General features: G+C 40.3%; 25 protein-coding genes and 11 tRNA genes. 23 read left to right on the top strand and 13 right to left on the bottom strand.

The annotated features are described in order from the left end of the window. The 5 genes from bioA to ULO1_RS04170 all read left to right on the top strand — a co-directional run bounded on the left by bioA (position 1) and on the right by ULO1_RS04170 (position 4,813). Complete coding sequence (gene bioA / locus ULO1_RS04190) at positions 1-1,362, top strand: adenosylmethionine--8-amino-7-oxononanoate transaminase (protein ID WP_078666461.1); 1,362 nt, start codon at positions 1-3, stop codon at positions 1,360-1,362. Between the two features lie 12 nt (positions 1,363-1,374). Beyond that, the gene (bioF, locus tag ULO1_RS04185) at positions 1,375-2,547 is read left to right on the top strand and encodes an 8-amino-7-oxononanoate synthase (RefSeq protein WP_079908001.1); all 1,173 of its coding nucleotides are present in this window, start codon (positions 1,375-1,377) and stop codon (positions 2,545-2,547) included. Beyond that, a complete protein-coding gene (bioD, locus tag ULO1_RS04180; protein WP_079933038.1) occupies positions 2,547-3,236 on the top strand; it encodes a dethiobiotin synthase in 690 nt (229 codons plus the stop codon). The genes bioF and bioD overlap by 1 nt, the downstream gene beginning before the upstream one ends. 67 nt (positions 3,237-3,303) lie before the next feature. Next, a complete protein-coding gene (locus ULO1_RS04175; RefSeq protein WP_078666458.1) occupies positions 3,304-4,116 on the top strand; it encodes a CAP domain-containing protein in 813 nt (270 codons plus the stop codon). Positions 4,117-4,225: 109 nt separating this feature from the next. Further along, positions 4,226-4,813, top strand: a complete 588-nt coding sequence (locus tag ULO1_RS04170; protein ID WP_078666457.1) for a hypothetical protein — start codon at positions 4,226-4,228, stop codon at positions 4,811-4,813. Between the two features lie 102 nt (positions 4,814-4,915). Here the strand turns inward: ULO1_RS04170 and ULO1_RS04165 are convergent. From ULO1_RS04165 to ULO1_RS04115, 11 genes are all read right to left on the bottom strand, one after another. Continuing rightward, positions 4,916-5,003: transfer RNA gene (locus tag ULO1_RS04165), tRNA-Leu, on the bottom strand. 6 nt (positions 5,004-5,009) lie between these two features. After that, positions 5,010-5,085 (bottom strand) — tRNA-His (locus tag ULO1_RS04160). A gap of 5 nt (positions 5,086-5,090) precedes the next feature. Next, positions 5,091-5,175 (bottom strand) — tRNA-Leu (locus ULO1_RS04155). Positions 5,176-5,179: 4 nt separating this feature from the next. Further along, positions 5,180-5,255, bottom strand: a tRNA-Met gene (locus tag ULO1_RS04150). A gap of 10 nt (positions 5,256-5,265) precedes the next feature. Then, a tRNA-Leu gene (locus tag ULO1_RS04145) sits at positions 5,266-5,353 on the bottom strand. Between the two features lie 11 nt (positions 5,354-5,364). Next, a tRNA-Thr gene (locus ULO1_RS04140) sits at positions 5,365-5,440 on the bottom strand. Positions 5,441-5,459: 19 nt separating this feature from the next. After that, positions 5,460-5,534 (bottom strand) — tRNA-Arg (locus tag ULO1_RS04135). A 3-nt stretch (positions 5,535-5,537) separates the two neighbouring features. Next, positions 5,538-5,632: transfer RNA gene (locus tag ULO1_RS04130), tRNA-Ser, on the bottom strand. A gap of 8 nt (positions 5,633-5,640) precedes the next feature. Beyond that, positions 5,641-5,715: transfer RNA gene (locus tag ULO1_RS04125), tRNA-Gly, on the bottom strand. 4 nt (positions 5,716-5,719) lie between these two features. Beyond that, a tRNA-Phe gene (locus ULO1_RS04120) sits at positions 5,720-5,795 on the bottom strand. Positions 5,796-5,807: 12 nt separating this feature from the next. Then, a tRNA-Asp gene (locus ULO1_RS04115) sits at positions 5,808-5,886 on the bottom strand. A 462-nt stretch (positions 5,887-6,348) separates the two neighbouring features. Here ULO1_RS04115 and ULO1_RS04105 point away from each other — a divergent pair. The 4 genes from ULO1_RS04105 (at position 6,349) to ULO1_RS04090 (ending at position 8,785) form a co-directional block, all read left to right on the top strand. Then, positions 6,349-7,191 (top strand): polysaccharide deacetylase family protein, encoded by an 843-nt coding sequence (locus ULO1_RS04105; protein ID WP_078666382.1) that lies wholly within the window; start codon positions 6,349-6,351, stop codon positions 7,189-7,191. A 238-nt stretch (positions 7,192-7,429) separates the two neighbouring features. After that, positions 7,430-8,119 (top strand): zinc metallopeptidase, encoded by a 690-nt coding sequence (locus ULO1_RS04100; RefSeq protein ID WP_143312020.1) that lies wholly within the window; start codon positions 7,430-7,432, stop codon positions 8,117-8,119. Beyond that, positions 8,112-8,300: a hypothetical protein gene (locus tag ULO1_RS04095; RefSeq protein WP_078666384.1), complete on the top strand. Its 189-nt coding sequence runs from the start codon at positions 8,112-8,114 to the stop codon at positions 8,298-8,300. The genes ULO1_RS04100 and ULO1_RS04095 overlap by 8 nt, the downstream gene beginning before the upstream one ends. An 11-nt stretch (positions 8,301-8,311) precedes the next feature. Continuing rightward, on the top strand, positions 8,312-8,785 hold the full coding sequence (locus ULO1_RS04090; protein WP_159446647.1) for an NUDIX hydrolase: 474 nt from the start codon (positions 8,312-8,314) through the stop codon (positions 8,783-8,785). Here ULO1_RS04090 and ULO1_RS04085 read toward each other — a convergent pair. Next, complete coding sequence (locus tag ULO1_RS04085; protein WP_159071877.1) at positions 8,777-9,622, bottom strand: Sir2 family NAD-dependent protein deacetylase; 846 nt, start codon at positions 9,620-9,622, stop codon at positions 8,777-8,779. The genes ULO1_RS04090 and ULO1_RS04085 overlap by 9 nt on opposite strands. Before the next feature lie 61 nt (positions 9,623-9,683). Here ULO1_RS04085 and ULO1_RS15295 point away from each other — a divergent pair, with 61 nt between their 5' ends. From ULO1_RS15295 to ULO1_RS04020, 14 genes are all read left to right on the top strand, one after another. Continuing rightward, the gene (locus tag ULO1_RS15295; RefSeq protein ID WP_278308207.1) at positions 9,684-9,809 is read left to right on the top strand and encodes a hypothetical protein; all 126 of its coding nucleotides are present in this window, start codon (positions 9,684-9,686) and stop codon (positions 9,807-9,809) included. 80 nt (positions 9,810-9,889) lie between these two features. Further along, positions 9,890-10,945 carry a tRNA 2-selenouridine(34) synthase MnmH gene (mnmH, locus tag ULO1_RS04080; protein WP_079907996.1) on the top strand — a complete coding sequence of 352 codons (1,056 nt, stop codon included), beginning with the start codon at positions 9,890-9,892 and terminating at the stop codon, positions 10,943-10,945. Beyond that, positions 10,938-11,693, top strand: a complete 756-nt coding sequence (locus tag ULO1_RS04075; protein ID WP_078666388.1) for a DUF3388 domain-containing protein — start codon at positions 10,938-10,940, stop codon at positions 11,691-11,693. The genes mnmH and ULO1_RS04075 overlap by 8 nt, the downstream gene beginning before the upstream one ends. Before the next feature lie 14 nt (positions 11,694-11,707). Further along, positions 11,708-12,481 carry a RodZ domain-containing protein gene (locus ULO1_RS04070; RefSeq protein ID WP_079933036.1) on the top strand — a complete coding sequence of 258 codons (774 nt, stop codon included), beginning with the start codon at positions 11,708-11,710 and terminating at the stop codon, positions 12,479-12,481. Between the two features lie 101 nt (positions 12,482-12,582). Then, on the top strand, positions 12,583-13,053 hold the full coding sequence (locus tag ULO1_RS04065) for a hypothetical protein (RefSeq protein ID WP_143311860.1): 471 nt from the start codon (positions 12,583-12,585) through the stop codon (positions 13,051-13,053). A gap of 23 nt (positions 13,054-13,076) precedes the next feature. Further along, a complete protein-coding gene (locus ULO1_RS04060; RefSeq protein ID WP_079907993.1) occupies positions 13,077-14,132 on the top strand; it encodes a hydrogenase small subunit in 1,056 nt (351 codons plus the stop codon). Positions 14,133-14,146: 14 nt separating this feature from the next. After that, positions 14,147-15,703, top strand: a complete 1,557-nt coding sequence (locus tag ULO1_RS04055; RefSeq protein WP_078666392.1) for a nickel-dependent hydrogenase large subunit — start codon at positions 14,147-14,149, stop codon at positions 15,701-15,703. A 12-nt stretch (positions 15,704-15,715) separates the two neighbouring features. Beyond that, a complete protein-coding gene (gene cybH, locus ULO1_RS04050) occupies positions 15,716-16,342 on the top strand; it encodes a Ni/Fe-hydrogenase, b-type cytochrome subunit (RefSeq protein ID WP_078666393.1) in 627 nt (208 codons plus the stop codon). Continuing rightward, positions 16,296-16,715 carry a hydrogenase maturation protease gene (locus ULO1_RS04045; protein ID WP_242947897.1) on the top strand — a complete coding sequence of 140 codons (420 nt, stop codon included), beginning with the start codon at positions 16,296-16,298 and terminating at the stop codon, positions 16,713-16,715. Before cybH ends, ULO1_RS04045 begins: the two co-directional genes overlap by 47 nt. A 141-nt stretch (positions 16,716-16,856) precedes the next feature. Continuing rightward, positions 16,857-18,698, top strand: coding sequence for a YgiQ family radical SAM protein (locus tag ULO1_RS04040; RefSeq protein WP_079933035.1), 1,842 nt, complete (start codon positions 16,857-16,859; stop codon positions 18,696-18,698). A gap of 37 nt (positions 18,699-18,735) precedes the next feature. Then, the gene (locus ULO1_RS04035) at positions 18,736-19,167 is read left to right on the top strand and encodes a Fur family transcriptional regulator (RefSeq protein ID WP_078666396.1); all 432 of its coding nucleotides are present in this window, start codon (positions 18,736-18,738) and stop codon (positions 19,165-19,167) included. 37 nt (positions 19,168-19,204) lie between these two features. After that, positions 19,205-20,542, top strand: a complete 1,338-nt coding sequence (gene rimO / locus ULO1_RS04030; protein ID WP_078666397.1) for a 30S ribosomal protein S12 methylthiotransferase RimO — start codon at positions 19,205-19,207, stop codon at positions 20,540-20,542. After that, positions 20,529-21,044 carry a CDP-diacylglycerol--glycerol-3-phosphate 3-phosphatidyltransferase gene (gene pgsA / locus ULO1_RS04025; RefSeq protein WP_078666398.1) on the top strand — a complete coding sequence of 172 codons (516 nt, stop codon included), beginning with the start codon at positions 20,529-20,531 and terminating at the stop codon, positions 21,042-21,044. The genes rimO and pgsA overlap by 14 nt, the downstream gene beginning before the upstream one ends. A gap of 115 nt (positions 21,045-21,159) precedes the next feature. Next, positions 21,160-22,695, top strand: coding sequence for an ATP-binding protein (locus ULO1_RS04020; protein WP_078666399.1), 1,536 nt, complete (start codon positions 21,160-21,162; stop codon positions 22,693-22,695). On the opposite strand, the gene ULO1_RS04015 is transcribed toward ULO1_RS04020, so the two are convergent. After that, positions 22,692-22,913: an alpha/beta-type small acid-soluble spore protein gene (locus tag ULO1_RS04015; RefSeq protein WP_078666400.1), complete on the bottom strand. Its 222-nt coding sequence runs from the start codon at positions 22,911-22,913 to the stop codon at positions 22,692-22,694. The two genes, ULO1_RS04020 and ULO1_RS04015, sit on opposite strands and share 4 nt — an antisense overlap. Positions 22,914-23,137 lie beyond the last annotated feature (224 nt).

Here is a 23,137-nt window from a genome sequence, read left to right as displayed (position 1 = left end):
ATGACCTATTCCTATGATCAACTGGCTCAGTGGGATAAACAGTATGTCTGGCATCCTTTTACCCAAATGAAGGACTGGCTGGAAGAAGAGATTATAATAGTTGCCAGAGGGGAAGGAGTAAAGCTGTACGATACCGAAGGTCGGGAGTATTATGATGCTTTTTCCTCTATCTGGGTTAATATTCATGGACATAATGTAAAAGAGCTGAATGATGCTATTATTGATCAATTAGGGAAGATCGCCCATAGTAGTTACCTGGGTTATGGTAATATTCCAGCAACCCTGCTGGCTCGCGAACTGGTGGAAATTGCTCCTCCAGGTTTAGTCAAGGTTTTTTACTCCGATAATGGTTCTACTGCTGTCGAAGTTGCGGTGAAAATGGCCTTTCATTACTGGCGGCAGTGTCCAAATCCAAGACCGGAGAAAAACAAATTTCTAACCCTGATGAATGCTTATCATGGTGATACCATTGGAGCTGTTAGTGTGGGGGGAATTGATCTATACCATGGCACGTACAGGGACCTGTTATTTCCTACGATAAAGGTGGCTGCTCCTTATTGTTACCGTTGCCCCTTTGGAGCAAAGGCTGGTCAATGCGAGAAGGAATGTGAACAGGCTCTGGAAAAAGCTTTTGCCGAACATGCCCATGAACTGGCAGGTTGTGTAATTGAACCCGTAATTCAGGGAGCTGCTGGTATGATCACTCAGCCGCCCGGTTATGTGAAAAAAGTAAGGGAATTATGTGATCGATATGATGTTTTAATGATTTGCGATGAAGTTGCCACCGGATTTGGGCGTACCGGGGCACTGTGGGCAGTTAATCATGATGGTGTGTCCCCTGACTTGATGGCCATTTCCAAAGGCCTGACAGGTGGGTATATGCCTTTAGCTGTAACCCTGGCTACCCAAAAAGTCTATGACGCTTTTTATGGTGACTATGCTGAAATGAAAACCTTCTTCCATGGCCATTCCTATACAGGAAATCAGTTGGGGTGTGCTGTGGCCCTGGCCAGCCTGGAATTACTGAAAAAGCATAATTTGGTAACTGAAGCAGCAAGAAAAGCTGGAGTAGTTAAAAAGGTCTTGGCCGAATTCAATGAACTGCCCCATGTCGGGGATATCCGACAGGCGGGTCTGATGGTTGGGATTGAACTGGTTCGGGATAAACTGACGAAAGAACCCTATGATTGGCAGGAGAAGATGGGAATTAAAACCTGTTTGGCAGCACGAAAAAAGGGTCTGATTACTAGACCTTTAGGCAACAATATCGTTTTTATGCCGCCACTGGTCTCCAATGATGAACAGCTGCAGGAGATGTTAGAAATTATAAAGGCCAGTATCATTCAGGTTACTGAAGGCTAGGAGATGATGTGAATGGAATGGATAGAGCAAGAACTAGCCTTACTTAGAGAGAGGGAATTATACAGAGAGATTAAACCCCTTTATAGTGCTGCCCAACCGCATGTGCAGACTGCTGATGGCGAAAAACTGCTCTTTTGTTCTAATAACTATCTGGGTTTGACAACAGAGGAGAAAGTAGTCAATGCCTGTCAGGAGGCTGTACGCCAGTATGGTACTGGTACAGGTGGATCCCGGCTGCTTTATGGAGCCAATGCTTTGCAGGGACAACTAGAACAGGCTCTGGCTGAGTTAAAAAAGCAGGAGAATGCTTTGCTTTTTGGTACAGGTTATATGGCCAATATAGGGATTATTTCTACCATGGTAGGAAAAGAAGACTTGATTATAAGTGATGAACTCAATCATGCCAGTATAATTGATGGCTGCCGGTTGAGTAAGGCTAAGGTAGTTATTTATAAACACAATGACTATAAACACCTGGAGCAGCTGCTAAAAGAGAACTATAAGTTGTACAGACGGATACTGGTTGTTACTGATGGAGTTTTTAGTATGGACGGTGATTTAGCCCCTTTGCCTGAGATTGTCAAGAGCTGTCAGCGATATGGAGCCATGTTAATGGTAGATGACGCCCACGGTACCGGGGTCTTGGGGCCTGATGGTTCTGGAACGGTGGCAGAATATTCCCTTTCACCGGAAGAGGTTTTGTTACATATGGGTACTTTAAGCAAGGCCCTGGCTGCTGAGGGAGGATTTGTGGCTACAAGAAACATTGTAAAGGAATATCTAATCAATAAATGTCGCTCTTTCGTTTTTTCCACTGCCTTACCTCCAGCCGTTGTAGGGGCGGCTTTGCAGGCTGTGAAACTAATTAAAGTCGAGGCCTGGCGCCGCAATCGATTACGGTATCTGGCGATAGAAGTCAGAGCCCAGATAAGGAAGCTGGGTTACGATGTCCCAGATGGCATTACACCGATTATACCTATTATTATCGGTTCCTCAGCCAAGACCATGCAGTTGGCCCGGGAACTGTTTAAGAGAGGTATTATTGCTCCTGGAGTGAGACCACCAACTGTACCAGATGGCAGCAGTCGGTTGCGCGTGACTTTGATGGCGACTCATAGTGACAGCGATATAGAGATGCTGTTGCAAGCCCTTTATGAGTCGGGGAAACAGATAGGGGTGATATAATGGGGAAAGTGTTTTTTGTAACCGGGACAGATACCGAAGTCGGCAAAACTTTAATTACCGCTAGCCTGATTAGGGCAATGCGAAAAAGGGGGATGGAAGCAGGAGGATATAAACCATTGCAATCCGGGGTTGATGAGTGGTCAGCAAGTGATGCCGGCATACTCACTAGAATTTCCGGTTTGGAAGGGCAAGAAGTCCTAACTTACAGTTTTTTGGAAGCAATTGCTCCTGCTTTTGCTATCAATAAGCATGAAGCATTCATAGATAAAATGGAAATAATCAACGAAATCGACAAATTACGAGGTAAGTTTGATATATTATTTGTGGAAGGGGCAGGGGGATGGCTGGTACCTTATTTTCCCGGGCAACTGGTCGCTGATTGGGCCAGTGAGTTGAAAGCTCCAGTGATTGTTATCGGAAGAGCAGCCCTTGGGACGATTAACCATACTCTCTTAACAGTGGAGGCGATACAAAATAGACAGCTAGAAGTAGCAGCGATCATACTTTCAGGAGCCACGCCTAGCAATCAAGAACTAGCTGAAATGAACAAACAATATATTAAAGAACATTTAAGCAATATACCCGTTTTCCTTGTGCCCTGGGTGGAGGGTGAAGACCAGTGGGAAAAAATTCAATCCCTTTCTGAGCAGCCCGAGATTCAACTGGCAATTCAATACCTTTGCTGCTAAAAATTACTGAAAGGAATCCCCTCCTTGATGAAGAATATATAAAACATACATTAAGGAGGGGTATTTTATGAAAAAAATTAGTAAATTAATCGTAGCAATCTTGATAAGCCTGCTTATGTTTTCCTCAGTAGCCTGGGCTAATGATTTGGAAATTTTAACGGCCAATGCACCTTATCGCATCTATCAAAATGCACCGGAAATAAAAGTTCTGGAACAATTATTAGTGGACAAAGGCTTTTTCACCAAAACCCCTGATGAATATTTTGACTTTACTACCTATCTTGCTGTAAAAGCAGTTCAAAAACAAATGGGAGTTTATCCTAATGGGGTTGCTGATAGCAGGGTTATTTCGTACTTAATTAATCAGAATAACGCTGCTGTTCCTGCACCTTCGATTGTGCAAAATACTGTTCCTAGTCCAGCAGTAACACAAGCAAATAACGGTTTTCTTGCACCAGCAGGGAGTAAGCTGGATGTATCCAGGGTACTTTATCCCCTAACCCAGGATGAACAAAAACTCCTGGAGTTAATTAATCAAGAACGGGTGAAAGTAGGGATTGCCCCGCTAAAATTCGATTATCGTCTGACGATTACCGCCCGGCTAAAAAGTCTCGATTTAATTAAAAACAACTATTTTGGCCATATCTCACCTGTATATGGCGCTCCATGGGCCATGATGGGGGCCGTTGGCGTGAAATATCTGGCAGCAGGGGAGAACATAGCAGGTACCTGGGCTACGGAGAGAGCCCATAATAATTTTATGAATAGTGCTGGCCACAGGGCCAATATTCTCAATCCTAAATATACTCACTATGGTGTAGGGATCATTAAAGGCGGTCCCTATGGCATGATGTTTACCGAGCATTTTGCCCAGGAATAAATGGGAACGGGGTGCATTTTTAACAGTGCTGCTGTTAGGCGGCACTTTTCTTTTTTTCCAGCATATTTTGGTATAGGAACGAGTGATTAGGCAAAAGGAGGTATATATAATGAGCGAACGTCAGGTTCCAGCTACTCAGTGTATCCCGGTCATTATGCGGAAAGTATGTGCCTGGGCCCGGGGATGTGAGTGTAATGAACATGATTTGACAACATTTAATGAAGGACAGCCAATTCCTGATGATGCCTGTCCAATTCACTGTGGAGTTGCCAATGTCAGCGTTACTGAAGCGACTTATGATGGGTTAGAGTTTTGTTTAAAAGTACAGTATACGGTTACAGTCGTGTTTACTTATTCTGGTGGAATTGGAATGGCAACTGGTACATTTAACGTTACTGTCTGCATACCAGCCAATGTTGTGCCAGGCGGCTGTATTGTTTGTACCCCACCAGAATTTAATGTATGTGGCATAATCGAAGATATACGTTGTTGTAAAGCTGTATTTACAGTAATTCAAATTAATAATGCTCCTGTCAATGCTATTCATGTCGAAGTTCAAAAGAAGATCTTTGCTGAAGCCGATGCAAATGCTATCGTTTGCCTGCCAGTATGTACTGAACAGTGCATTGAACTACCAGAGCCCACTCAGCCCGGTGGCTGTGCGGGCTTTAGCCAGCCCTGTGACTGTTGCCCTTAATTAGAAAAAGCGGCCTTGTAGCCGCTTTCTTTCATTAAGCAATATATTAAAAGCCCCTGCTTATCCGGCAGGGGTTTCGCAGTTTAGGTAAGAGGGAAGGGGTGGTGCCGGAGACCGGACTTGAACCGGTACGGGCTTTTGGCCCGCGGGATTTTAAGTCCCGTGCGTCTGCCTGTTCCGCCACTCCGGCATAAGATGGGGTGACCGATGGGAGTCGAACCCACGCATGCAGGGGCCACAACCCTGTGCCTTAACCACTTGGCGACGGTCACCATGTTGGTGCGGAAGGAGGGACTTGAACCCTCACGGGTTTCCCCACACGCCCCTCAAACGTGCGCGTCTGCCGGTTCCGCCACTTCCGCATGCTGGTAGCAGTGGTAGGATTCGAACCTACGACACATCGGGTATGAACCGATTGCTCTAGCCCCTGAGCTACACTGCCATATTAAAACTGGTGCCGAAGGCGAGACTCGAACTCGCACGTGGGGTAACCACGCCAGATTTTGAGTCTGGTGCGTCTGCCAATTCCGCCACTTCGGCAGGTGATAGAGTGGAGCCACTAACCGGGATTGAACCGGTGACCTCATCCTTACCAAGGATGCGCTCTACCTACTGAGCTATAGTGGCATATTTTACACCCATACTATGGTGCGCCCGGTAGGAATCGAACCTACGCGCCAGGTTCCGGAGACCTGCGCTCTATCCACTGAGCTACGGGCGCTAGTGGCGGAGAGAGAGGGATTCGAACCCTCGATACGGGTTTTAGCCCGTATAGTCGCTTAGCAGGCGACCGCCTTCGACCTACTCGGCCATCTCTCCGCAAAGACTGGAGCGGAAGACGGGATTCGAACCCGCGACCCTCGCCTTGGCAAGGCGATGCTCTACCACTGAGCCACTTCCGCATGCTGGTGCCACGGGACGGAATCGAACCGCCGACACGAGGATTTTCAGTCCTCTGCTCTACCAACTGAGCTACCGTGGCATGATTTGAAACTGGCGGAGCCGACGGGATTCGAACCCGCGACCTCCTGCGTGACAGGCAGGCATCCTAGACCAGACTAGACCACGGCTCCATTTCACTGGAAAATATCTTAGCATCAATCTTTTATGTTGTCAAGACGCCATTTGAGTTCACCGCGTGGCGAGGACACTTGATAAGATACTACATGACAATGTAAATGTCAATAGGTTTTTCGAAAATTATCACTTGTTTTTAGACGGCAAACTCTGGTAGAATATAAAAAAATACAACTATGGGGGGAAGAATATGTTTAAGTGTTCGTCCTGCGAACTTTGTGGGAGAGAGGTAGATGCGGAGTTAATGTGTACCTTGACGCTGACTGAGGAAAACAAAGAGGACAGGGCTTGCTGGTGTGTTTGTGCCGATTGTAAGGAGAAGTTTCTCGAAAATATCGATCGCGTATATAAAGAATTAATTGAGGATATGAGGAAAAACTGATTTTAAGGCCGCCTGGCGGCCTTTTTTATGTATGGTAGCTGCAAAAGGGGGAATAATTAGTTATGAGGTGATATAAATGAAAAAGATAGCGTATATAATTGCATTTGTTATAGGCTTTACCGGGATAATTTGGTTTCTAAGCCAGAAAGCAACTCCTATTGCAAAAACTAAACCCATAACTAAATCGAATTCAGCTGAGAAGATGTCTCTGCCGGCAGTAAATCTTTCTAACAAACCTTTAGCCTGGGGTTTTAAAAAATCACAGAATGAGCAAGGGCCAGGGATTACGCTGGAACAAGAGGAAACTTTAAGAAAATATGGTGTATTATATCGGATTCCCACGGGAAAAAAAGAAGTAGTATTAACCTTTGATTTGGGTTATGAGAATGGTTATACCGACCACATCATCGAGGTTCTAAATCGTCATGGAGTTAAAGCTACATTTTTTGTTACAGGGCATTGGTTAAAGAACAATCATGATTTGGCCCAAAAGATGGTGGCCAATGGCCACATTGTTGGCAACCATACCATTAACCACCCAAGTTTACCCCAACTGAATCGAAAAAAGTTAAAAGAAGAAGTTGAACCTTTACAACTGGAAATTGAACGGGTCACAGGACAGAAAGCCATTTATCGCTATTTACGACCTCCAAAGGGAGAATATAGTGAGCAAGTGCTGGATCAATTACAAAAAATGGGCTATACGACGGTATTGTGGAGTGTCGCCATTCCTGATTGGAAACCAATGCCAGGTGGTAGTCAGGCCGTTATCAAACAGGTTATGGCGCAGATACATCCAGGTGCTATCATTCTTTTGCATGGGGTCTCGGCGGATGTAGATCAAGGGCTGGACGAACTGTTAAATCAAATAGCTATTAAAGGTTATAAAGTTATTCCAATAGAAAAAACCAAAATCTGATATTGACAAAAATTCGATACTTTGCTATAAATATATTAGGTAAAAAACCATAATATTAACAGGGGAGTAGCTGGCTAACGCAAAGCGTTAGCTTTACAAGGTCGTCAATACGGCACGAGCCCGGCCTTGTAAGACGTATGTCAAGCAAGACCTGCATTAATCCGGTGATTACTGGATAATGTTGGTCTTTTTCTGTTATTATTCATAATAAATAAATTTAAAAGGAGTGATTTGTTATATGATTTTTTGGACACCCTATGATTGGCTGTTATTACCTGCAATTCTGCTGGCATTGTATGCACAATTGAAAGTTACAACGACTTTTTCACAGTATAAGAACAAACTAAACTCGCAAGGTTTAACAGGAGCTGTGGTGGCTCGTATTTTACTGGACAAAATGGGTTTATCCCATATACCTGTTCAGATCACGGAAGGTTTTCTAGGGGACCATTACGATCCAATCCATAAAGTTGTAAGATTGTCACCTGACATATATTACGGTAACTCGATAGCAAGTCTGGCTGTTGCAGCTCATGAAGTAGGGCATGCCGTGCAGCATAGTGAGGGATACTGGGCCTTAGTTGCCAGACACAGGATTTTTCCCCTCGTAAATATCGGGTCATTTCTGTCCTGGCCCCTGTTGCTCCTGGGCTTCTTCTTCCACGCTGCCAACCTGATTGAGTTGGGTATACTTGTGTTTTCCTTTACTGTGCTTTTCCAGGTCATTACTTTACCAGTAGAGTTTAATGCTAGTTCAAGAGCTGTAAATTTGCTAAGCAGTACTGGTCTAATAACTCGCAGTGAATCGCCGGCAGTAAGTGCTGTTTTGCGAGCTGCTGCCCTAACTTATGTGGCTGCAGCTGTAACGGCTGTTCTGGAGCTATTGCGTTTGATTTTGATTTTTGGAGGGATAAATCGAGATGAATAAAAATAAAAAGGAAACATTAATTATCTGTCCTATCTGCCAGAGCAGAGATATTGGTATACTTCGACAGAATCTGTGGTTTTGCCGTGCGTGTTTTTGTGAGTTAGTAGAAAAAAGCGGTAAAATTGTAGCATTTGGGATTGAGCAGGATGGAAGCCTAAAAAAGATCGAAAAAAGTGCTTAGGAGTGTTGTTTGTGGCTAAAGAAATTTGGTCCAGGGAAGAGGTTGTAAGAGGGAAGAAGATAATCTTCTCCTGGTTGCACAGTAAAGATGCCGTAGTGATACTGGCTAAACGAGCGGATAATAAAATCGCATTTGTTCAGCAAAGAAGGCCGGCTATTGATAAAATTTTGTTAGAACTGCCTGCTGGTGGAATCGAAAAAGGCGAAGACCCTCTCCTGGCTGCTCAGCGAGAATTGAAGGAGGAAACGGGCTGGACTGGTAGTGACTGGGTGTTATTAACCTCTTATTTCCCCAGTCCCGGAATTACTGACGAGAAAATGTATGTTTTTTCATGTAAGCTGAAAGATCAAGCAGATCAGGAGTTAGATGAAGGTGAGGAAATAGATGTACTTTATTTTACGCCTGAAGAAGCTTTAAACATGATTAAGCGAAAAGAAATTATCGATGGCAAGACAATTATAGCATTATTATTGTCCTCATTGTAATTTTAACCAATCCTCTGCAGTCATTTTTATTTTTATGAGGTGCCTGCGGAGGATTTCATAATTTTTTATATCACAGTGAGGTCCGTTAATAATATAAATGGGAATTTTGCGGGGATTTTGCTTTATCCCAAGCAACAACAACATTTTTATATCATAGTCGGTTGCAGGAAGGGAATAGCCTATGATAACAATGCGGTCTGATTTTTTAATAGCATTTATGGCATAATTATAAAAGGGAATTAAGGGGCTATAATGTTCAGCGATTGTAATTTGTGGAGGGACTATCAAAGGCAATAAGGGATAGTGGCATTTAGGGCAAATCATTCCTGTTTGCCAAGAGCTATGAAAAGTATAATACTTACATCTGCTACACCACGACCAGCTGATACTCCCATGTAACTTTAGCAAATTTCTTGTCTTGCCTTTGATTCCGCTTCGTTCCAAAATGGTATCATAATTTAATGTGATCACTGTGTCTCGCGGTTTGAGACGCTCAATGAAATTCCGGTAGATTGCAAAATCAGCTTTATCCAGTTGACAATTCACGGAGTTGGCCAGTTCCTTGATGATTACATTTAATATTTCCGAAGTATGTTGGCATTGATTGTTATAATAACAGTGGAGAGTAAGTCGGCTAATTAATTCATCTATTTCACAATTGCTAATCCAATCTTTTTTCGTGGGGAAAATGTGTTTATAGATCCAGTGTTTCATTTTATTAATGTTAGGTTTATCGTGTTGGTCAAAGATCTTCTCCATTAACTCACGACCCAGTGGGGCTCCGGCTGCTTTAGAAAATCCTGAGCCCAGCAAATATACAGTTTTATGGGTTTTCATAATTATCCCTCCCGTTATAGAGTGAAAAAAATCAGGAGACAATATTCCGGGAGGGATCGCGATGCATAAAAACATTAAACGGATTAGAATACGTGCCGTAAGAAAGCAAAACTTCGTCAGAAGGGAAATTGATGAAAATTATTATGTTACGGATGACTATTTTGCTGATGGGAGGGGAGAATTTTAATCCTGCTCCCTTTTTACTTGCAGATAGCGTATTTGCATGATACACTTAATTTGGAAAAGTATATAGAAGGAGAACTGTAAATGGTTAAGGAAATAGAAATAGCAGAGGCACTTAAACTAACTAATGCTATTTTTGTAGATATAAGGGCACCGAAAGAGTTTCAAGAAGCAACCATACCTGGTGCTATCAATATACCACTTTTTAATGATGAAGAAAGAGCTGAAATTGGTACTATTTACAAACAAATTTCCCCTGAACAAGCTAAATTGCGGGGTTTGGAAATCGCTGGACCCAAAATTTATTCGCTGGTAAAAGAGGTAAAGGAAAAAGCAGGCGATAAAATTCCTGTAATTTTTTGCTGGCGTGGAGGTCATAGGTCAAAGTTCTTTGCTTATATCTTGAATTTTATGGACATAAATTGTTTGCGTTTGATTGGTGGATATAAAGCATTCCGTCGCTTAGTCCACAGATATTTTAGCAGTGCAGATTTACCTGGGGCAATTGTGCTTTATGGAAATACGGGCACAGGCAAAACTGAAATAATTAATAAATTATTAATAGAAAAAAATCTGCCGGCTATTGATTTGGAAAAACTAGCCAATAACCGGGGCTCGGTATTTGGTGCCATCGGTCTAGGAGAACAACCAACCCAGAAAAACTTTGAAGGCCTATTGTTTCAACACTTAATGAAAGTGGAACAATCCCATAACTTCTTTATTGTAGAAGGGGAGAGCAAACGGATTGGCCGTTTATTATTACCGGAAAAATTTTTCACCACTATGCAGACTGGACACAAAGTGTTAATTTACGCTAGCATAGAAACCAGAACCCAAAGAATTGTAGAAACATACTTAAAAAATTACTGGAATGACCCTGAACAGAGAATGGAATTATCTGCAGCTGTATATAGATTAAGACAACGCCTTGGCAATGAAAAAGTAAAAACTCTTTTGGAAATGTTACTTGAAGGTAACTTAGATGAATTCGCAAGAATATTAATTGAAGAATATTATGATCAGGTCTATGGATTCCCCAATCATCCTGATCCTGAATTTGATGTATGTATATCCAGTGACAATATCAATGAGTGTGTAGAGGAATTAGAGAAATACTTTAGGAGAATAGCTCATGTCTAAAAAGTATTTTGAGTATTTGAATTTAGATAATCGCCCAGGACTGTTAGGAGATATTGCTACTTTAATAGGTTTATATAAAATAAATATATTACAAGTTAGTGGTGTCAGTGGTAACTGGAGATGTTTTCTCCTGGAAGGAGAGGACCAGGCTCTGGAAGCTTTTTTTCAAGCGGCTGCACGCATTCCTTCAATTCAAGTGCTGGCCTGGAGAAAGCCACTGTTTTTGGATTATCTTGCTGTGAAGCATGGTCAAAAAATCCAGCCTGTAAAATCTGAACCGGCCACTTATCAATTTACTCGTAATGATATTGGAGTAATGATAGATTTTCTTGGCGAGATAATCGAAAAACAATCACCAATATTAATTGGTTTACGGGGAAAACCCAGAGTCGGGAAAACAGAATCGGCTATTGCTGCTTGTGTTTATGCCAATAAACGCTGGACGCTGGTATCGTCTTCACTGTTACGGCAAACTATCCGGGAATCGCTGGGAAATATTGATAATGAGCATATTTACTTAATTGATGGTATTATCACCTATACAAGAGGTGGCTATAAGCATAAAGAATTAGTTTTAGAATTAGTGAGAAATTACACTTGTGTAGTTGAACATCCTGATTTTTTAGTCAATCATGGACTTTTAACATGGTCAGATTTTGCTTATTTAGTAGAACTAAGAGCAACTCCTACGGAAGAAATAAATTATGAAGATATCGCACTTAGTATTAATGCCTTTGATTTAAGTTAACGGAGGGATAAGTGTTGGGCGGAATTGGTGAAGAACTCAGACAAGCTCGGGAGCGTATGAATTTAACCTTACAAAAAGTAGAAGAAGAAACTAATATGCGCTGGCGTTATTTAGAGGCTCTTGAAAAAGAAGAATGGGACAAGATTCCTGGTGAGGCTTATGTTAAAGGATTTTTACGTAATTATGCAACTTATCTTGGTTTAGACCCCGATGAGATTCTTTTGCGTTACAAAACCCAGCGTTTTCAGAATGTTAAAATAGGGGAAGAAGAGGTAATAAAAGTTCACAGAGCCAATATCAAAGCGGAGAGGAAAAAAGAGAAAAAAATTTTTAGCAAGTTATTTGTAGTAGCTGTAGGAGTCCTGGCGGTAATTTTAGTCTTTTATATTTATAACAAACCGCAAAACATAAATATTAGTCAAAAACATCCTCAAATAGCTGAAAAAAAGTCAGAAAGCCCTAAACAGCAATTACCAGTACAACAACCCCAGCAACCGCAAGAAAAACCGTCAGAAACAACGCAGCCTCCACCGACCGTTGAAAAGAAAAAAATTGCGATAACAGTAGAGATTGTTCAAGAGACATCCTGGTTGCAGATTGAAACGGAAAAAGGGATTGTCTGGCAGGGAATAGCAGGTAAAGGGCAGAAATTATCATTTGAAAGTGATAAAATGATTAAATTATGGGTGGGTAATGCTGCAGCAGTTAAATTAAAAGTTAACGGCCAGGATCTTGGTACAATGGGCAAGAAAGGTGAAGTTATTAAAAAAACATTATATCCACAGTAAAAAAAACTGAAAGAAAATTAGGCACAACTCATAGTTGTGTCTATTTTTTTTACATAAGTACTTATGGGGATTATTAAGGTTTAGAAGGAATTTTCTTATTATTGTCGAAATTATGGGCAAATGACTGGGGTGATGTTTCTATGACGGCAGAGAAAAAGTTAACCAGAGCAGAATTCTTCAACTGGTTCATCAAAAAATCAATGGAAAAAGCTGTGGAAGTTGGTGACGAGTTGATAAAAAAAGCTTCTACGTTAGGGCTAGAGGTTAACGAGGGGGTAGTTCTCTGCGGTCTAGAAGATGTATCATCAACACCTAAAAAAATCTTTTATCGAAATAATACTTATTTTTTATGGGCTTGGAACCATAGTTTTGCTCTGACTTACTCAATTTGTCCACATGACCGGTTTCCACTAATGCTGCGGCGGGAGTACCAGGAATTTTTTTGTCCTTTATGCCAGAAAAGCTGGTCCTGGGAAAATACGGCCTGGCAGGAGATCGGTAATATCCCAGTTGAGGTTATTGACAGCAAGGTGTTGCTAAGTTCTGAGGCCCAGTCATTACTAGCTCAATAAAATCAACCAGGAGGTGCAAGTATATGGATTTGCTGGAAAGATTGATTTCCCGAGGGATCTCTCGAAGAGACTTTGTAAAACTATGCGCTACCACTGCGGCGGCCATCGGCCTGGGGGAGGGGGCTGCACCACAGGTGGCAGCTGCAGTTGAGAGCGCTGCCAAAAAACCAGCAGTAATCTGGCTGGAAGGGCAGGATTGTGCTGGATGCAGTGAATCTTTTTTGGCTACCATTAAACCCAGTGCAGCTGAAGTTGTACTGGATATGATTTCTTTGCGCTACCACGAAACGGTAATGGGTTCTTCCGGGACCATTGCCGAAGAAGTTCTGGAAGAAACCATTAAAGAGGGTGGCTATGTATTAGTTGTTGAAGGCTCTGTACCAACTGAAAATGATAAGTTTTGTTATGTTGCTGGAAAACCATGGCGTGAAACACTGATTAAAGCAGCGCAAAATGCTAGTGTTGTTCTGGCTGCTGGAGCTTGTTCTGCCTACGGTGGTATTCCAGCTGCTGGACCAACGGGAGCAAAAGGTGTGGCAGATGTGGTTGATGAACAAACCAAGCAAAAGGTGATCAACTTGCCACATTGCCCAGTGAAACCATCAGTACTGCTGGCAACGATTATTTATTACCTTACTTACAAGTCTGCTCCGGAACTGGATGCCTACAGACGCCCAAAACTATTCTACAGTAACCTCTTACATGACAATTGTCCGCGCCGTGGTCATTTTGAAAATGGCGAGTTTGTTACCGACTGGAATGATCCGAAACAAAAGGATTATTGTTTGTTACTGATGGGGTGCAAGGGACCAAAAACCTATACCAACTGTGCTCAGGTCTGGTGGAATGATGGTGCCAACTTCTGTATTAATGCAGGTTCTCCCTGCGCTGGTTGTTCACAACCAGAGTTTTATCATAAATTTACTCCCTTATATGACAAACAGGAAATTATTCAGAAGGAACTGCCTGGTATTGGAGCAACTAATGTTGATACCATCGGAAAAGTAATCGGTGGTGCTGCTGCTGTTGCTGCAGCTGTCCATTTTGCAGGAAGCAAACTTACCAAGAAAGAAGAATAAGGGGGTAATAATCCATGGCTGAAAAAATTGTGATTGATCCCGTTACTAGAATAGAAGGTCATTTGAGTATAACAGTAGAAGTTGAAAATGGTGTTGTTAAAGATGCCTGGTCTGCTGGTACAATGTTCCGTGGCTTTGAAGTGCTGTTGCAGGGTAAAGACCCACGGGATGCAGTATATGTAACAGACAGGGTTTGCGGTGTCTGTACTGGTTCTCATGGTTGGGCTTCTGCATTGGCATTAGATGAGGCCTTTGGCGCCACTGTTCCCGAAGCAGGAGTTTTGATGCGTAACCTGATGATGGGGGCAATCTGGTTGCACGACCATCCGCTGCATTTCTATCACTTAAGTGCTTTGGATTACATTGATGTTACTGCTGTTGCCCAGTATAAAGGAAATGATCCCAAGCTTAACGCTGTGAAAGACAAAATTGTTGCCCTGGTGCAGGCTGGTGATGCTCATCCGCTGGTACCCAGATATCAGCCTGATGAGTTTTCTGTAAAGGATCCTGAGCTGGTAACAACTGCTGTTTATCACTATCTATTTGCTCTGGATATGCAGGCTAAGGCCAAGCGTATGGCAGCTTTACTGGGCGGAAAGATTCCTCACAACTCTGCCATGGTAGTAGGTGGATTTACCAATTTCCCATCAGTAGAAACACTGAACAATTATCGTAGCTTGTTACTGGAACAAATTGATTTCCTGGAAAATGTCTATCTGAAGGATGTGCTGATCTTTGGTACAGGGCCTCTACTGCCGCTGGCACAGGCTGGTATTGGAGGCGGTTATGGTAACTTCATGGCTTATGGTGGTTTCCATGATGATGTCGAGAAAAAGAATTTGTTCTTTAAGCCCGGTGTAATTGTTAATGGAAATATTGACCAGGTATTAGAATTTACTCCGGATAAAATAACCGAAGAAATTACCTATTCCTGGTACAATGGTGAAGCTAAACATCCAAGTGAAGGCGAAACTAAAGTAAACCCGGACAAGGAAAACGCTTACTCTTTTGTTAAGGCGCCGCGGTATGAGGCCTATGCAATGGAAGTAGGACCTCTTGCCAGAATGTTGATTAATAAGCCTCAGGTACTGATGGATGTAATTAAGAAATACAATATTAAGCCGGGGGCTGTGGCTCGCCATGCTGCCCGTGCTGTGGAGGCTGTCCTGTTGGCAAAACAGCTGCTGGTATGGGTAGACAAAATGTACGAACTTATTGGCAAAGGCGATATAAAGATTCATGACAATACAAAATGGCAGCCACCCAAAGAAGGAAAAGGTGCTGGTTTAAATGAAGCTCCGCGCGGTGCGCTTGGTCACTGGGTCAATATTAAAGATCAAAAAATTGAAAACTATCAGCTGGTAGTGCCTTCAACCTGGAACTTCTCACCCCGGGATGACAAAAAGAAACGGGGACCGGTTGAAGAGGCATTAATTGGTGTTCCAGTGCCTGATCCGAAGAACCCCATTAATGTAGTACGGGTAGTACGTTCCTTTGACCCGTGTCTCTCATGTGCTATTCACTTAATTGAACCTGAAACTAATGAAATTCTCAAGTATCGAGTATTATAGGGGGTGTAGAGAATGGCTCATTCGGCCGACCACCCGCGCACTACCAGGGTTTATCATTGGATCAATCTTGTTTCAATGGCTGTGCTAATATTGACTGGTTTTTATATTCACCGACCTTTTGCTCCTGGTTATATGTTTGAGGCCAGGTTGTTACATTTCATTTTCATGTATGTGCTGTTTTTCAACCTCTTGGGCAGAATAATTTATGCTTTTTTAGGCAGATATGCTGATGCTGGCCAGTTTTCCTTTGGCATTAAGGATATTAAGGCTTTATGGGAAGTAGTAAAGTATTATGCTTTCATTGGGCCCCATCCCCAAAAAAGCGGGAAGTATAATGCTCTGCAAAAACTCTCCTACCTGGGGATTGTGGTAATAATCCTGTTCCAGGCAGTAACTGGTTTTGCCCTTTATCGGCCAGAACTCTTTTCCTCTGTGGTTACTACTCTAGGAGGATTACATGCTTTACGGATGACCCATTACCTGGTGATGTGGATTATCATCGCTTTCACCATTATCCATGTATATATGGCCTCAACAGAAACACCTGAACAGGTAAAATTGATGCTATTTGGTATAGAAGAAGGTAAAGAACATGCGGGACAAGAAAAAGTTGCAGGTATTAGTTCTGGGCATCGGTAATGAAATCCTACAAGATGAAGGTTTAGGGATTCATGCTGCCAGAATGCTGGAAAAAATGAATTTGCCAGAAGAAGTAGAGGTAATTGCCGGTGGGACTGCTGGGTTAGCCCTTTTACCTCTGTTGAAAGAGAAGGATTATTTAATAGTTATCGATGCTGTTAATGCCAGAACGGAACCAGGGGCAATTTTTAAATTCAAGCCAGACCAGGTAGATGTATACCCCCTGGAATACCAGCTATCCTTTCATCAATTGGGTTTGTATGATGTATTAAGGGTTGCGCAGCTATTAGGGAGATTGCCCGGATACAACTATTTTTGGGATGCAGCCAGGAACTATTTCCTGGGGTATGGAGCTAACCCCTCCAATAGCTGATAATTTACCACGCCTGGTTGAACTGGTTGTTGAAGAAATCAATAAAATTCTCGGCAAGGGACCCCATTAAGGGTCCCTTGTTTGTGATATAATAGCTAATGATAAAAACTATCGTCAGTTGTAGAGGAGTTTGTGAAAAAGATGCAACAACCAGAGTTTGTACCGATGTCAAAAGAGGAAATGAGTAATTTAGGCTGGCATTATCTTGACTTTATTCTGATCACAGGTGATGCCTATGTTGACCATCCCAGTTTTGGCTCTGCTATTATTAGCAGAGTATTAATTGAAAATGGCTTTAAAGTAGGGATTATCGCCCAACCCAACTGGAAGAAAAAGGATGATTTTAAAAAGTTAGGAGCACCTCGTTTTGGCTTCCTGGTAACAGCCGGTAATTTGGACTCCATGGTAAATCATTATACAGCGGCCAAAAAAAGAAGAAAAAGAGATGCCTATTCCCCTGGCGGGAAAATGGGATTAAGACCTGATTATCCGACTCTAGTTTATACCCAGGTTATTAAAGAAATTTTTCCGGATAAAAAGGTGATTCTTGGCGGCATTGAAGCAAGTCTGCGGCGTTTTGCCCACTATGACTTCTGGCAGGACAAAATTTTACCTTCTTTTTTAATCCTTTCAGGAGCTGATCTGTTGTTATACGGGATGGCGGAAAAAAGTATTGTAGAGCTAGCATTAGAATTAAAGAAAGGTAGTAAGGGTAATTATAAAAATATTCGTGGTTTATGTTATGTTGCTTCAAAAGAAGAAATTGGTACTTTAGATCCAAAGAATGTGATATTTTTGCCTGATTATGAGAGTATTTGTCGGGATAAGCTGGTATATGCTGAAGCATTTCGAAAACAATATCTTGAACAGGATCCTTTTTGGGGTAAAATTTTAATTCAACCTTATCGAGACAAGGGATTTCTAGTTCAAAATCCGCCAGCTTTTCCCCTTAAGGAAACTGAATTTGATCAGATTTATGAATTGCCTTTTCAAAGAAAATGGCATCCAATCTATGACAAGGATGGAGGAGTGCCGGCTCTTTCCGAGGTGATATTTTCCATAACTGCTAATCGTGGTTGCTATGGCGGTTGCAACTTTTGCGCTTTAACAATGCATCAAGGGCGAATCGTTCAAAGCAGAAGCAAAGAATCAATTGTAGAGGAAGCAAAAAAATTAGTTAACCAGCCAGAGTTTAAAGGCTATATTCATGATATTGGTGGACCAACTGCTAATTTTTTAGGACCTGCCTGTTCTAAACAGGCAGTGGCCGGAGCGTGTAAAAACAGACAGTGTTTATTTCCTGAACCCTGTGAACATTTAAAACCCAGACATGATAAATTTCTGGAAATATTACGAAGTGTACGTAACCTAAAAGGGATAAAAAAAGTCTTTGTTCGATCTGGTATTAGATATGATTATTTACTGGCAGATAGAGAAAAGGAGAAAATAGTTGAGGAATTATGTAAACATCACATTAGTGGGCAGTTGAAAGTGGCACCTGAGCACATTTCAAAGGTTGTCCTTTACTGTATGGGGAAACCAGCAATAGAACAATTCGAAGAGTTTAAACAGCTTTATGAGCTAACTAATAGAAGGTTAGGACTTAAACAGTATCTGGTACCCTACTTAATGTCTTCCCATCCGGGTAGTACACTGGAAGATGCGGTAAAATTAGCGGTATATTTAAAGAAAAATAAAATGAAGGTAGAACAGGTGCAGGATTTTATTCCTACCCCTGGCAGTTTATCTACGACTATGTATTATACCGGCATTAACCCTCTAACAGGCAAAAAGGTGTATGTTCCGAAAAGTATGCATGATAAAGCTTTACAAAGAGCTTTAACTCAGTACTGGTTACCACAAAATTATCATCTGGTAAAAGAGGCTTTGATTAAGACAGGGCATAGTGAATTGATTGGCAACGGCCCAGGCTGTTTGATTCCCGCTAAGCCTCCGAAGATTGACATTCAACAGCGAAGTTAATATAATTTATTAAGATAGACATGATGGTGGTGGGATTGTGTCTAAAACTATTGAAGAGATTTGCCAGCTTTTAGCAGAGAAAGATTATAAATTAACACCCCAGCGTAGGATTATCATGGAAACCTTTCTTGAGCATGGTGAAAGACATTTATCGGCCGAGGATATCTACAGTTTGGTCAAATCCAAACATCCTGAAATTGGAATGGCAACTGTATATCGTACACTAGATTTACTGGCGGATTTAGGTGTTTTACAAAAAATGAATTTTGGTGATGGGAGAAGTAGATATGAATTTAGTGAACAAGATGAACATCATCATCATCATTTAATTTGTTTATCCTGTGGAGAAGTATTGGAGTTTGCTGATGATTTACTGGATTCCCTGGAGAAAGCAATAGCTGAGGCAACTCAGTTCAAAATAACAGATCATCAGCTTAAGTTTTATGGTTACTGCAAGAAATGTCAGTAATGACATTTCTTTTTTTGCTCACGGAAGGAGTAGAAAAATGGTTAGAGTAGGACTTGTATCTTTGGGATGCGCAAAAAACCGGGTTGATTCAGAAGTAATGTTGGGACATTTGTTTAATAAAGGATATACTATAACCGATAATGCCGAGGAAGCTGATGTGTTGATTATAAACACCTGTGGCTTTATTCAGTCTGCAAAAGAGGAATCTATAGAAACTATTCTTGAAATGGCACAATATAAAGAAAAGGGTAAATGTCAGGCTCTTGTGGTTACTGGGTGTTTGAGTAAGAAATATCATGATGAATTAGAAAAAGAACTTCCTGAAGTAGATGGTTTTCTGGGTACTAATGAAATCGATAAAATCGGTGATGTAGTTGAACAGATACTGGCTGGTAAAAAAATCGCCGAAGTTAATAAAAAAGATGATTACCTTTATGACTCGTCTAAACCACGTATCTTAACAACCCCTAATTTTTATGCGTATGTAAAAGTAGCAGAGGGTTGTAATAACCGCTGCCATTATTGTACAATCCCGGTAATCAGAGGAGCGTTTCGCAGTCGTAAGAAAGAAGATATTTTAAATGAAATTAATTTATTAGGAGAACGGGGAGTAAAGGAAATCCTATTAATAGCGCAAGATACTACCAGTTATGGTCTTGACCTGTATGGTAAGCCAGAGTTAGTTGATTTATTACAAGAAATCAATAATAATAACAATATAAATTGGATTAGAGTATTATACAGCTATCCTATATTTTTTTCCGATGAATTAATCAAAACCATTAAGAATTTGCCGAAAGTCTGTCATTACCTTGATATTCCTTTACAACATTGTAGTGATAAAATTTTAACCACTATGAACCGAAAAGGTAATAAACAGTTCATAAAAGATTTAGTTTATAAGCTGCGGACTGAGATACCAGATATAGTTTTGCGTACCAGTTTTATAGTAGGTTTGCCTGGCGAAACCGAAGATGACTTTAATGAGTTATTGGAGTTCATGCAAGAAATGCAATTTGACCGGGTTGGAATTTTTACTTATTCCCGGGAAGACGGAACCGTTGCTTACAATATGGAGAACCAAGTGCCTGAAAACCTTAAAAAACAACGTTGGGAAAGAGCTATGCAGGTACAACAAGAAATATCCTATGCCAAAAACCAGCAACGAGTAGGGAAAACCTTTTTAGTTTTAGTTGAAGGGACAACTTCTGAAGGATTATATTTTGGTCGGAGCCAGTATGAGGCTCCCGAAGTGGATGGCAAAATCTTTTTCTCATCAAATCAGAGTTTAGCCTCAGGTAATTTTGTTAATATAAGGATTACTGAAGCTTACGAGTATGATTTGTTAGGGGAGATTGTGCATGAATCTAGCTAATAAATTAACATTGATCCGGATCTTTTTAGTACCAATATTTATGATAATACTCGTAAGCAAATTGCCTTACGGAAAGTGGATTGCCTTTGCAGTTTTTCTTCTGGCAGCATCAACTGATGGACTTGATGGTTATATTGCCCGTTCTCGAAAACAGATTACACGACTAGGTAAATTTCTGGATCCTTTAGCTGATAAATTACTGATTTCAGCGGCTCTAGTTTCCCTTGTTGAGCTGCGGGAAATTCCAGCCTGGGTTGCAATAATTATTATAGGACGTGAGTTTGCCATTACAGGGTTACGGTCTATTGTTGCTGCAGAAGGTGTTGTTGTAAGCGCAAGCATATTAGGTAAGTTAAAAACTATCATGCAAATAGTTGCGATTAGTGCCTATTTGATTAATTTCCCTTTTGCTTCGGTTTTTATGGGTTTGGCAGTGATAATGACAATTTGGTCTGGAGTTGACTATTATTTAAAACTAAGGCCGTGGCTTAAAAATAAGTAAAGACTATTTTTGTCGTTTTCGACAAAAATAGTCTTTTTTTTATCTTTTTCATCAAAGGATTGAATTAGAGTTTGTAGAAAATAAAATACAAGTTTTTTGGGGAGGTGATATTAGCTTGTTCTATAATCAAATTATTAAGTTAATAAAAACTGCCGTATATTTATTGCCGGTTATAATATTATTTATCAGCCATTATATTACAATTAATCCAATATTACATATATTAATTTGGGAAATGTTCGCATTACCTGTTTATTTTCTTTTGTGTGAAAATAAAAGTACCCTGGCTATTTATTTGATAATATTATCAACAGCGGGTATAATAATAGAAATCATTAATTATTATAAGTCTTTAGATATATTCTCTCTTTGTTTAATTTTATTAATACATATCCTTGTTGTTTTAATTAATAGTATTGCTGCCTTAAATTATAATCAGGTATTACAGAATCAGATTAAACTACAGGAGCGTTTAAAACGATTAGCTATTATTGATCCATTAACGCATTTAATAAATGGGAAATATTTTTTAATGAAATTGGATGAGGAAATATCGCGTGCTAAAAGAGAGAATAAAAAATTTACTGTTGCAGTATATAAAATAGTTAATTTAAACAAACTGGAATCGGGTGTTAGAAATGGTTGTCTGGAATGGAATCTAACTAGGATTGCTGAAATTTTAAGACAAACCATCAGAAATTTTGATACTGTTGCGCGTTTGAAAGATGATGTTTTTGCAGTTTTATTAACCAATTCTGATTTGGAACAAGCCCACGAGATAAAAGAAAGATTTGAAAAAAAGTTGCAGGAAAATGTAAATACAAGAAAATGGAAATTTAGTGGGTATTCACAACATGATAACCTGTATGTTCTAGCTGGTTATGCTGTTTATCCTAAAGATCATAACGAGGGACAAGGATTATTAGAAGTAGCTGAACAAAATCTTGAAGTGAGCGAAAAAAACTATAAATACAAAGTAACTCAGGATTGGTTGAAATCGGAAAGATATGCATTAATGGAGCAGATGTCTGCCAGCTTGGCCCATGAAATCAAAAACCCATTAACCTCTGTACGAGGTTTCATTCAATTACTACAGAACCGGGAACAAGACTTTCATGAAAAAGAACACCTGCGAATTATCCTGGACGAACTGGATCGTATGAACAAGTTAATTCATGAATTTTTATCTTTTTCAACAAAAAAAAATACACGAAAATTTTTTGATATTAATCAGCTTATTGATGATATAATATTTATTATGTCTAGTTTAGTCCATGACAAAAATATTAAAATTGAAAAAAGGAGTGAGTTAAAGAATTCATTATTGTATGGACAACCCGAGAAAATTAAGCAGGTGTTTATTAACTTAATAAGAAATTCCATTGAAGCAATCAATTGCAATGGCAAGATAACAATTATTTTACAGGAAGATGGGAACTATCTTCTAATGTCCGTTAAAGACAATGGTTGTGGAATAGATAGAGAAACAATAAAAAATATTTTTAAACCATTTTATACGACTAAAGAAACTGGAACAGGATTAGGACTGAGTATATCAGCTCAAATTATAAAAGAACATCAAGGAGAAATTTGGGTAGACAGCGAAAGAGGAATAGGTACTACCTTTAAAATAAAACTGCCCAGAAATTAAATATTATATTTATTTATAAGCATGGTCTCGGCTCTTTTAATCATTGCTTTTACCATCTTTCCTCCAATTTCACCACCAACTTTACCACATTCTTCAGCGGTAACATCACCCCAGTAACCATTTTCAATTTTAGGTAAGATACCTATTTCTTTCGCAATTTCATACTTGAACTGATCTAGTGTGGATTTAGGCAATAACTGTTCTACAAATTTAGGCATTAGAATCACTCCTTTTTTAGTTTCTGATCTTATTTTCTGTACCATAAAATAAAAATATAATAGTATTGTGATGGTGAGTTTGGATGTTCTTTGTAAATTTAGTGTTTAATTTTATTCTTTTTTTTCTATTTTTTTTGTTATTAAAAAGAAGAAATATTTTGTTACCTTTGATATTGGCCTTGTTGGTTACATTCATTGATCAGATGCGATTTCTTATTTTAAAT

The sequence above is a fragment of the Carboxydocella sp. ULO1 genome, assembly GCF_002049255.1.
Classification (GTDB): Bacteria; Bacillota.
The sequence above is the reverse complement of the archived record's forward strand: the minus strand, read 5'-3'. Positions and strand labels throughout refer to the sequence as shown.

Excerpts from the sequence above, each read along its gene's own strand:
- bioA (WP_078666461.1), top strand. The coding sequence starts at position 1 with ATGACCTATTCCTATGATCAACTGGCTCAGTGGGATAAACAGTATGTC.
- bioF (WP_079908001.1), top strand. The coding sequence starts at position 1,375 with ATGGAATGGATAGAGCAAGAACTAGCCTTACTTAGAGAGAGGGAATTA.
- bioD (WP_079933038.1), top strand. The coding sequence starts at position 2,547 with ATGGGGAAAGTGTTTTTTGTAACCGGGACAGATACCGAAGTCGGCAAA.
- ULO1_RS04175 (WP_078666458.1), top strand. The coding sequence starts at position 3,304 with ATGAAAAAAATTAGTAAATTAATCGTAGCAATCTTGATAAGCCTGCTT.
- ULO1_RS04170 (WP_078666457.1), top strand. The coding sequence starts at position 4,226 with ATGAGCGAACGTCAGGTTCCAGCTACTCAGTGTATCCCGGTCATTATG.
- ULO1_RS04105 (WP_078666382.1), top strand. The coding sequence starts at position 6,349 with ATGAAAAAGATAGCGTATATAATTGCATTTGTTATAGGCTTTACCGGG.
- ULO1_RS04100 (WP_143312020.1), top strand. The coding sequence starts at position 7,430 with ATGATTTTTTGGACACCCTATGATTGGCTGTTATTACCTGCAATTCTG.
- ULO1_RS04095 (WP_078666384.1), top strand. The coding sequence starts at position 8,112 with ATGAATAAAAATAAAAAGGAAACATTAATTATCTGTCCTATCTGCCAG.
- ULO1_RS04085 (WP_159071877.1), bottom strand. The coding sequence starts at position 9,622 with ATGAAAACCCATAAAACTGTATATTTGCTGGGCTCAGGATTTTCTAAA.
- ULO1_RS15295 (WP_278308207.1), top strand. The coding sequence starts at position 9,684 with ATGCATAAAAACATTAAACGGATTAGAATACGTGCCGTAAGAAAGCAA.
- mnmH (WP_079907996.1), top strand. The coding sequence starts at position 9,890 with ATGGTTAAGGAAATAGAAATAGCAGAGGCACTTAAACTAACTAATGCT.
- ULO1_RS04075 (WP_078666388.1), top strand. The coding sequence starts at position 10,938 with ATGTCTAAAAAGTATTTTGAGTATTTGAATTTAGATAATCGCCCAGGA.
- ULO1_RS04060 (WP_079907993.1), top strand. The coding sequence starts at position 13,077 with ATGGATTTGCTGGAAAGATTGATTTCCCGAGGGATCTCTCGAAGAGAC.
- ULO1_RS04055 (WP_078666392.1), top strand. The coding sequence starts at position 14,147 with ATGGCTGAAAAAATTGTGATTGATCCCGTTACTAGAATAGAAGGTCAT.
- cybH (WP_078666393.1), top strand. The coding sequence starts at position 15,716 with ATGGCTCATTCGGCCGACCACCCGCGCACTACCAGGGTTTATCATTGG.
- ULO1_RS04045 (WP_242947897.1), top strand. The coding sequence starts at position 16,296 with ATGCGGGACAAGAAAAAGTTGCAGGTATTAGTTCTGGGCATCGGTAAT.
- ULO1_RS04040 (WP_079933035.1), top strand. The coding sequence starts at position 16,857 with ATGCAACAACCAGAGTTTGTACCGATGTCAAAAGAGGAAATGAGTAAT.
- rimO (WP_078666397.1), top strand. The coding sequence starts at position 19,205 with ATGGTTAGAGTAGGACTTGTATCTTTGGGATGCGCAAAAAACCGGGTT.
- pgsA (WP_078666398.1), top strand. The coding sequence starts at position 20,529 with ATGAATCTAGCTAATAAATTAACATTGATCCGGATCTTTTTAGTACCA.
- ULO1_RS04015 (WP_078666400.1), bottom strand. The coding sequence starts at position 22,913 with ATGCCTAAATTTGTAGAACAGTTATTGCCTAAATCCACACTAGATCAG.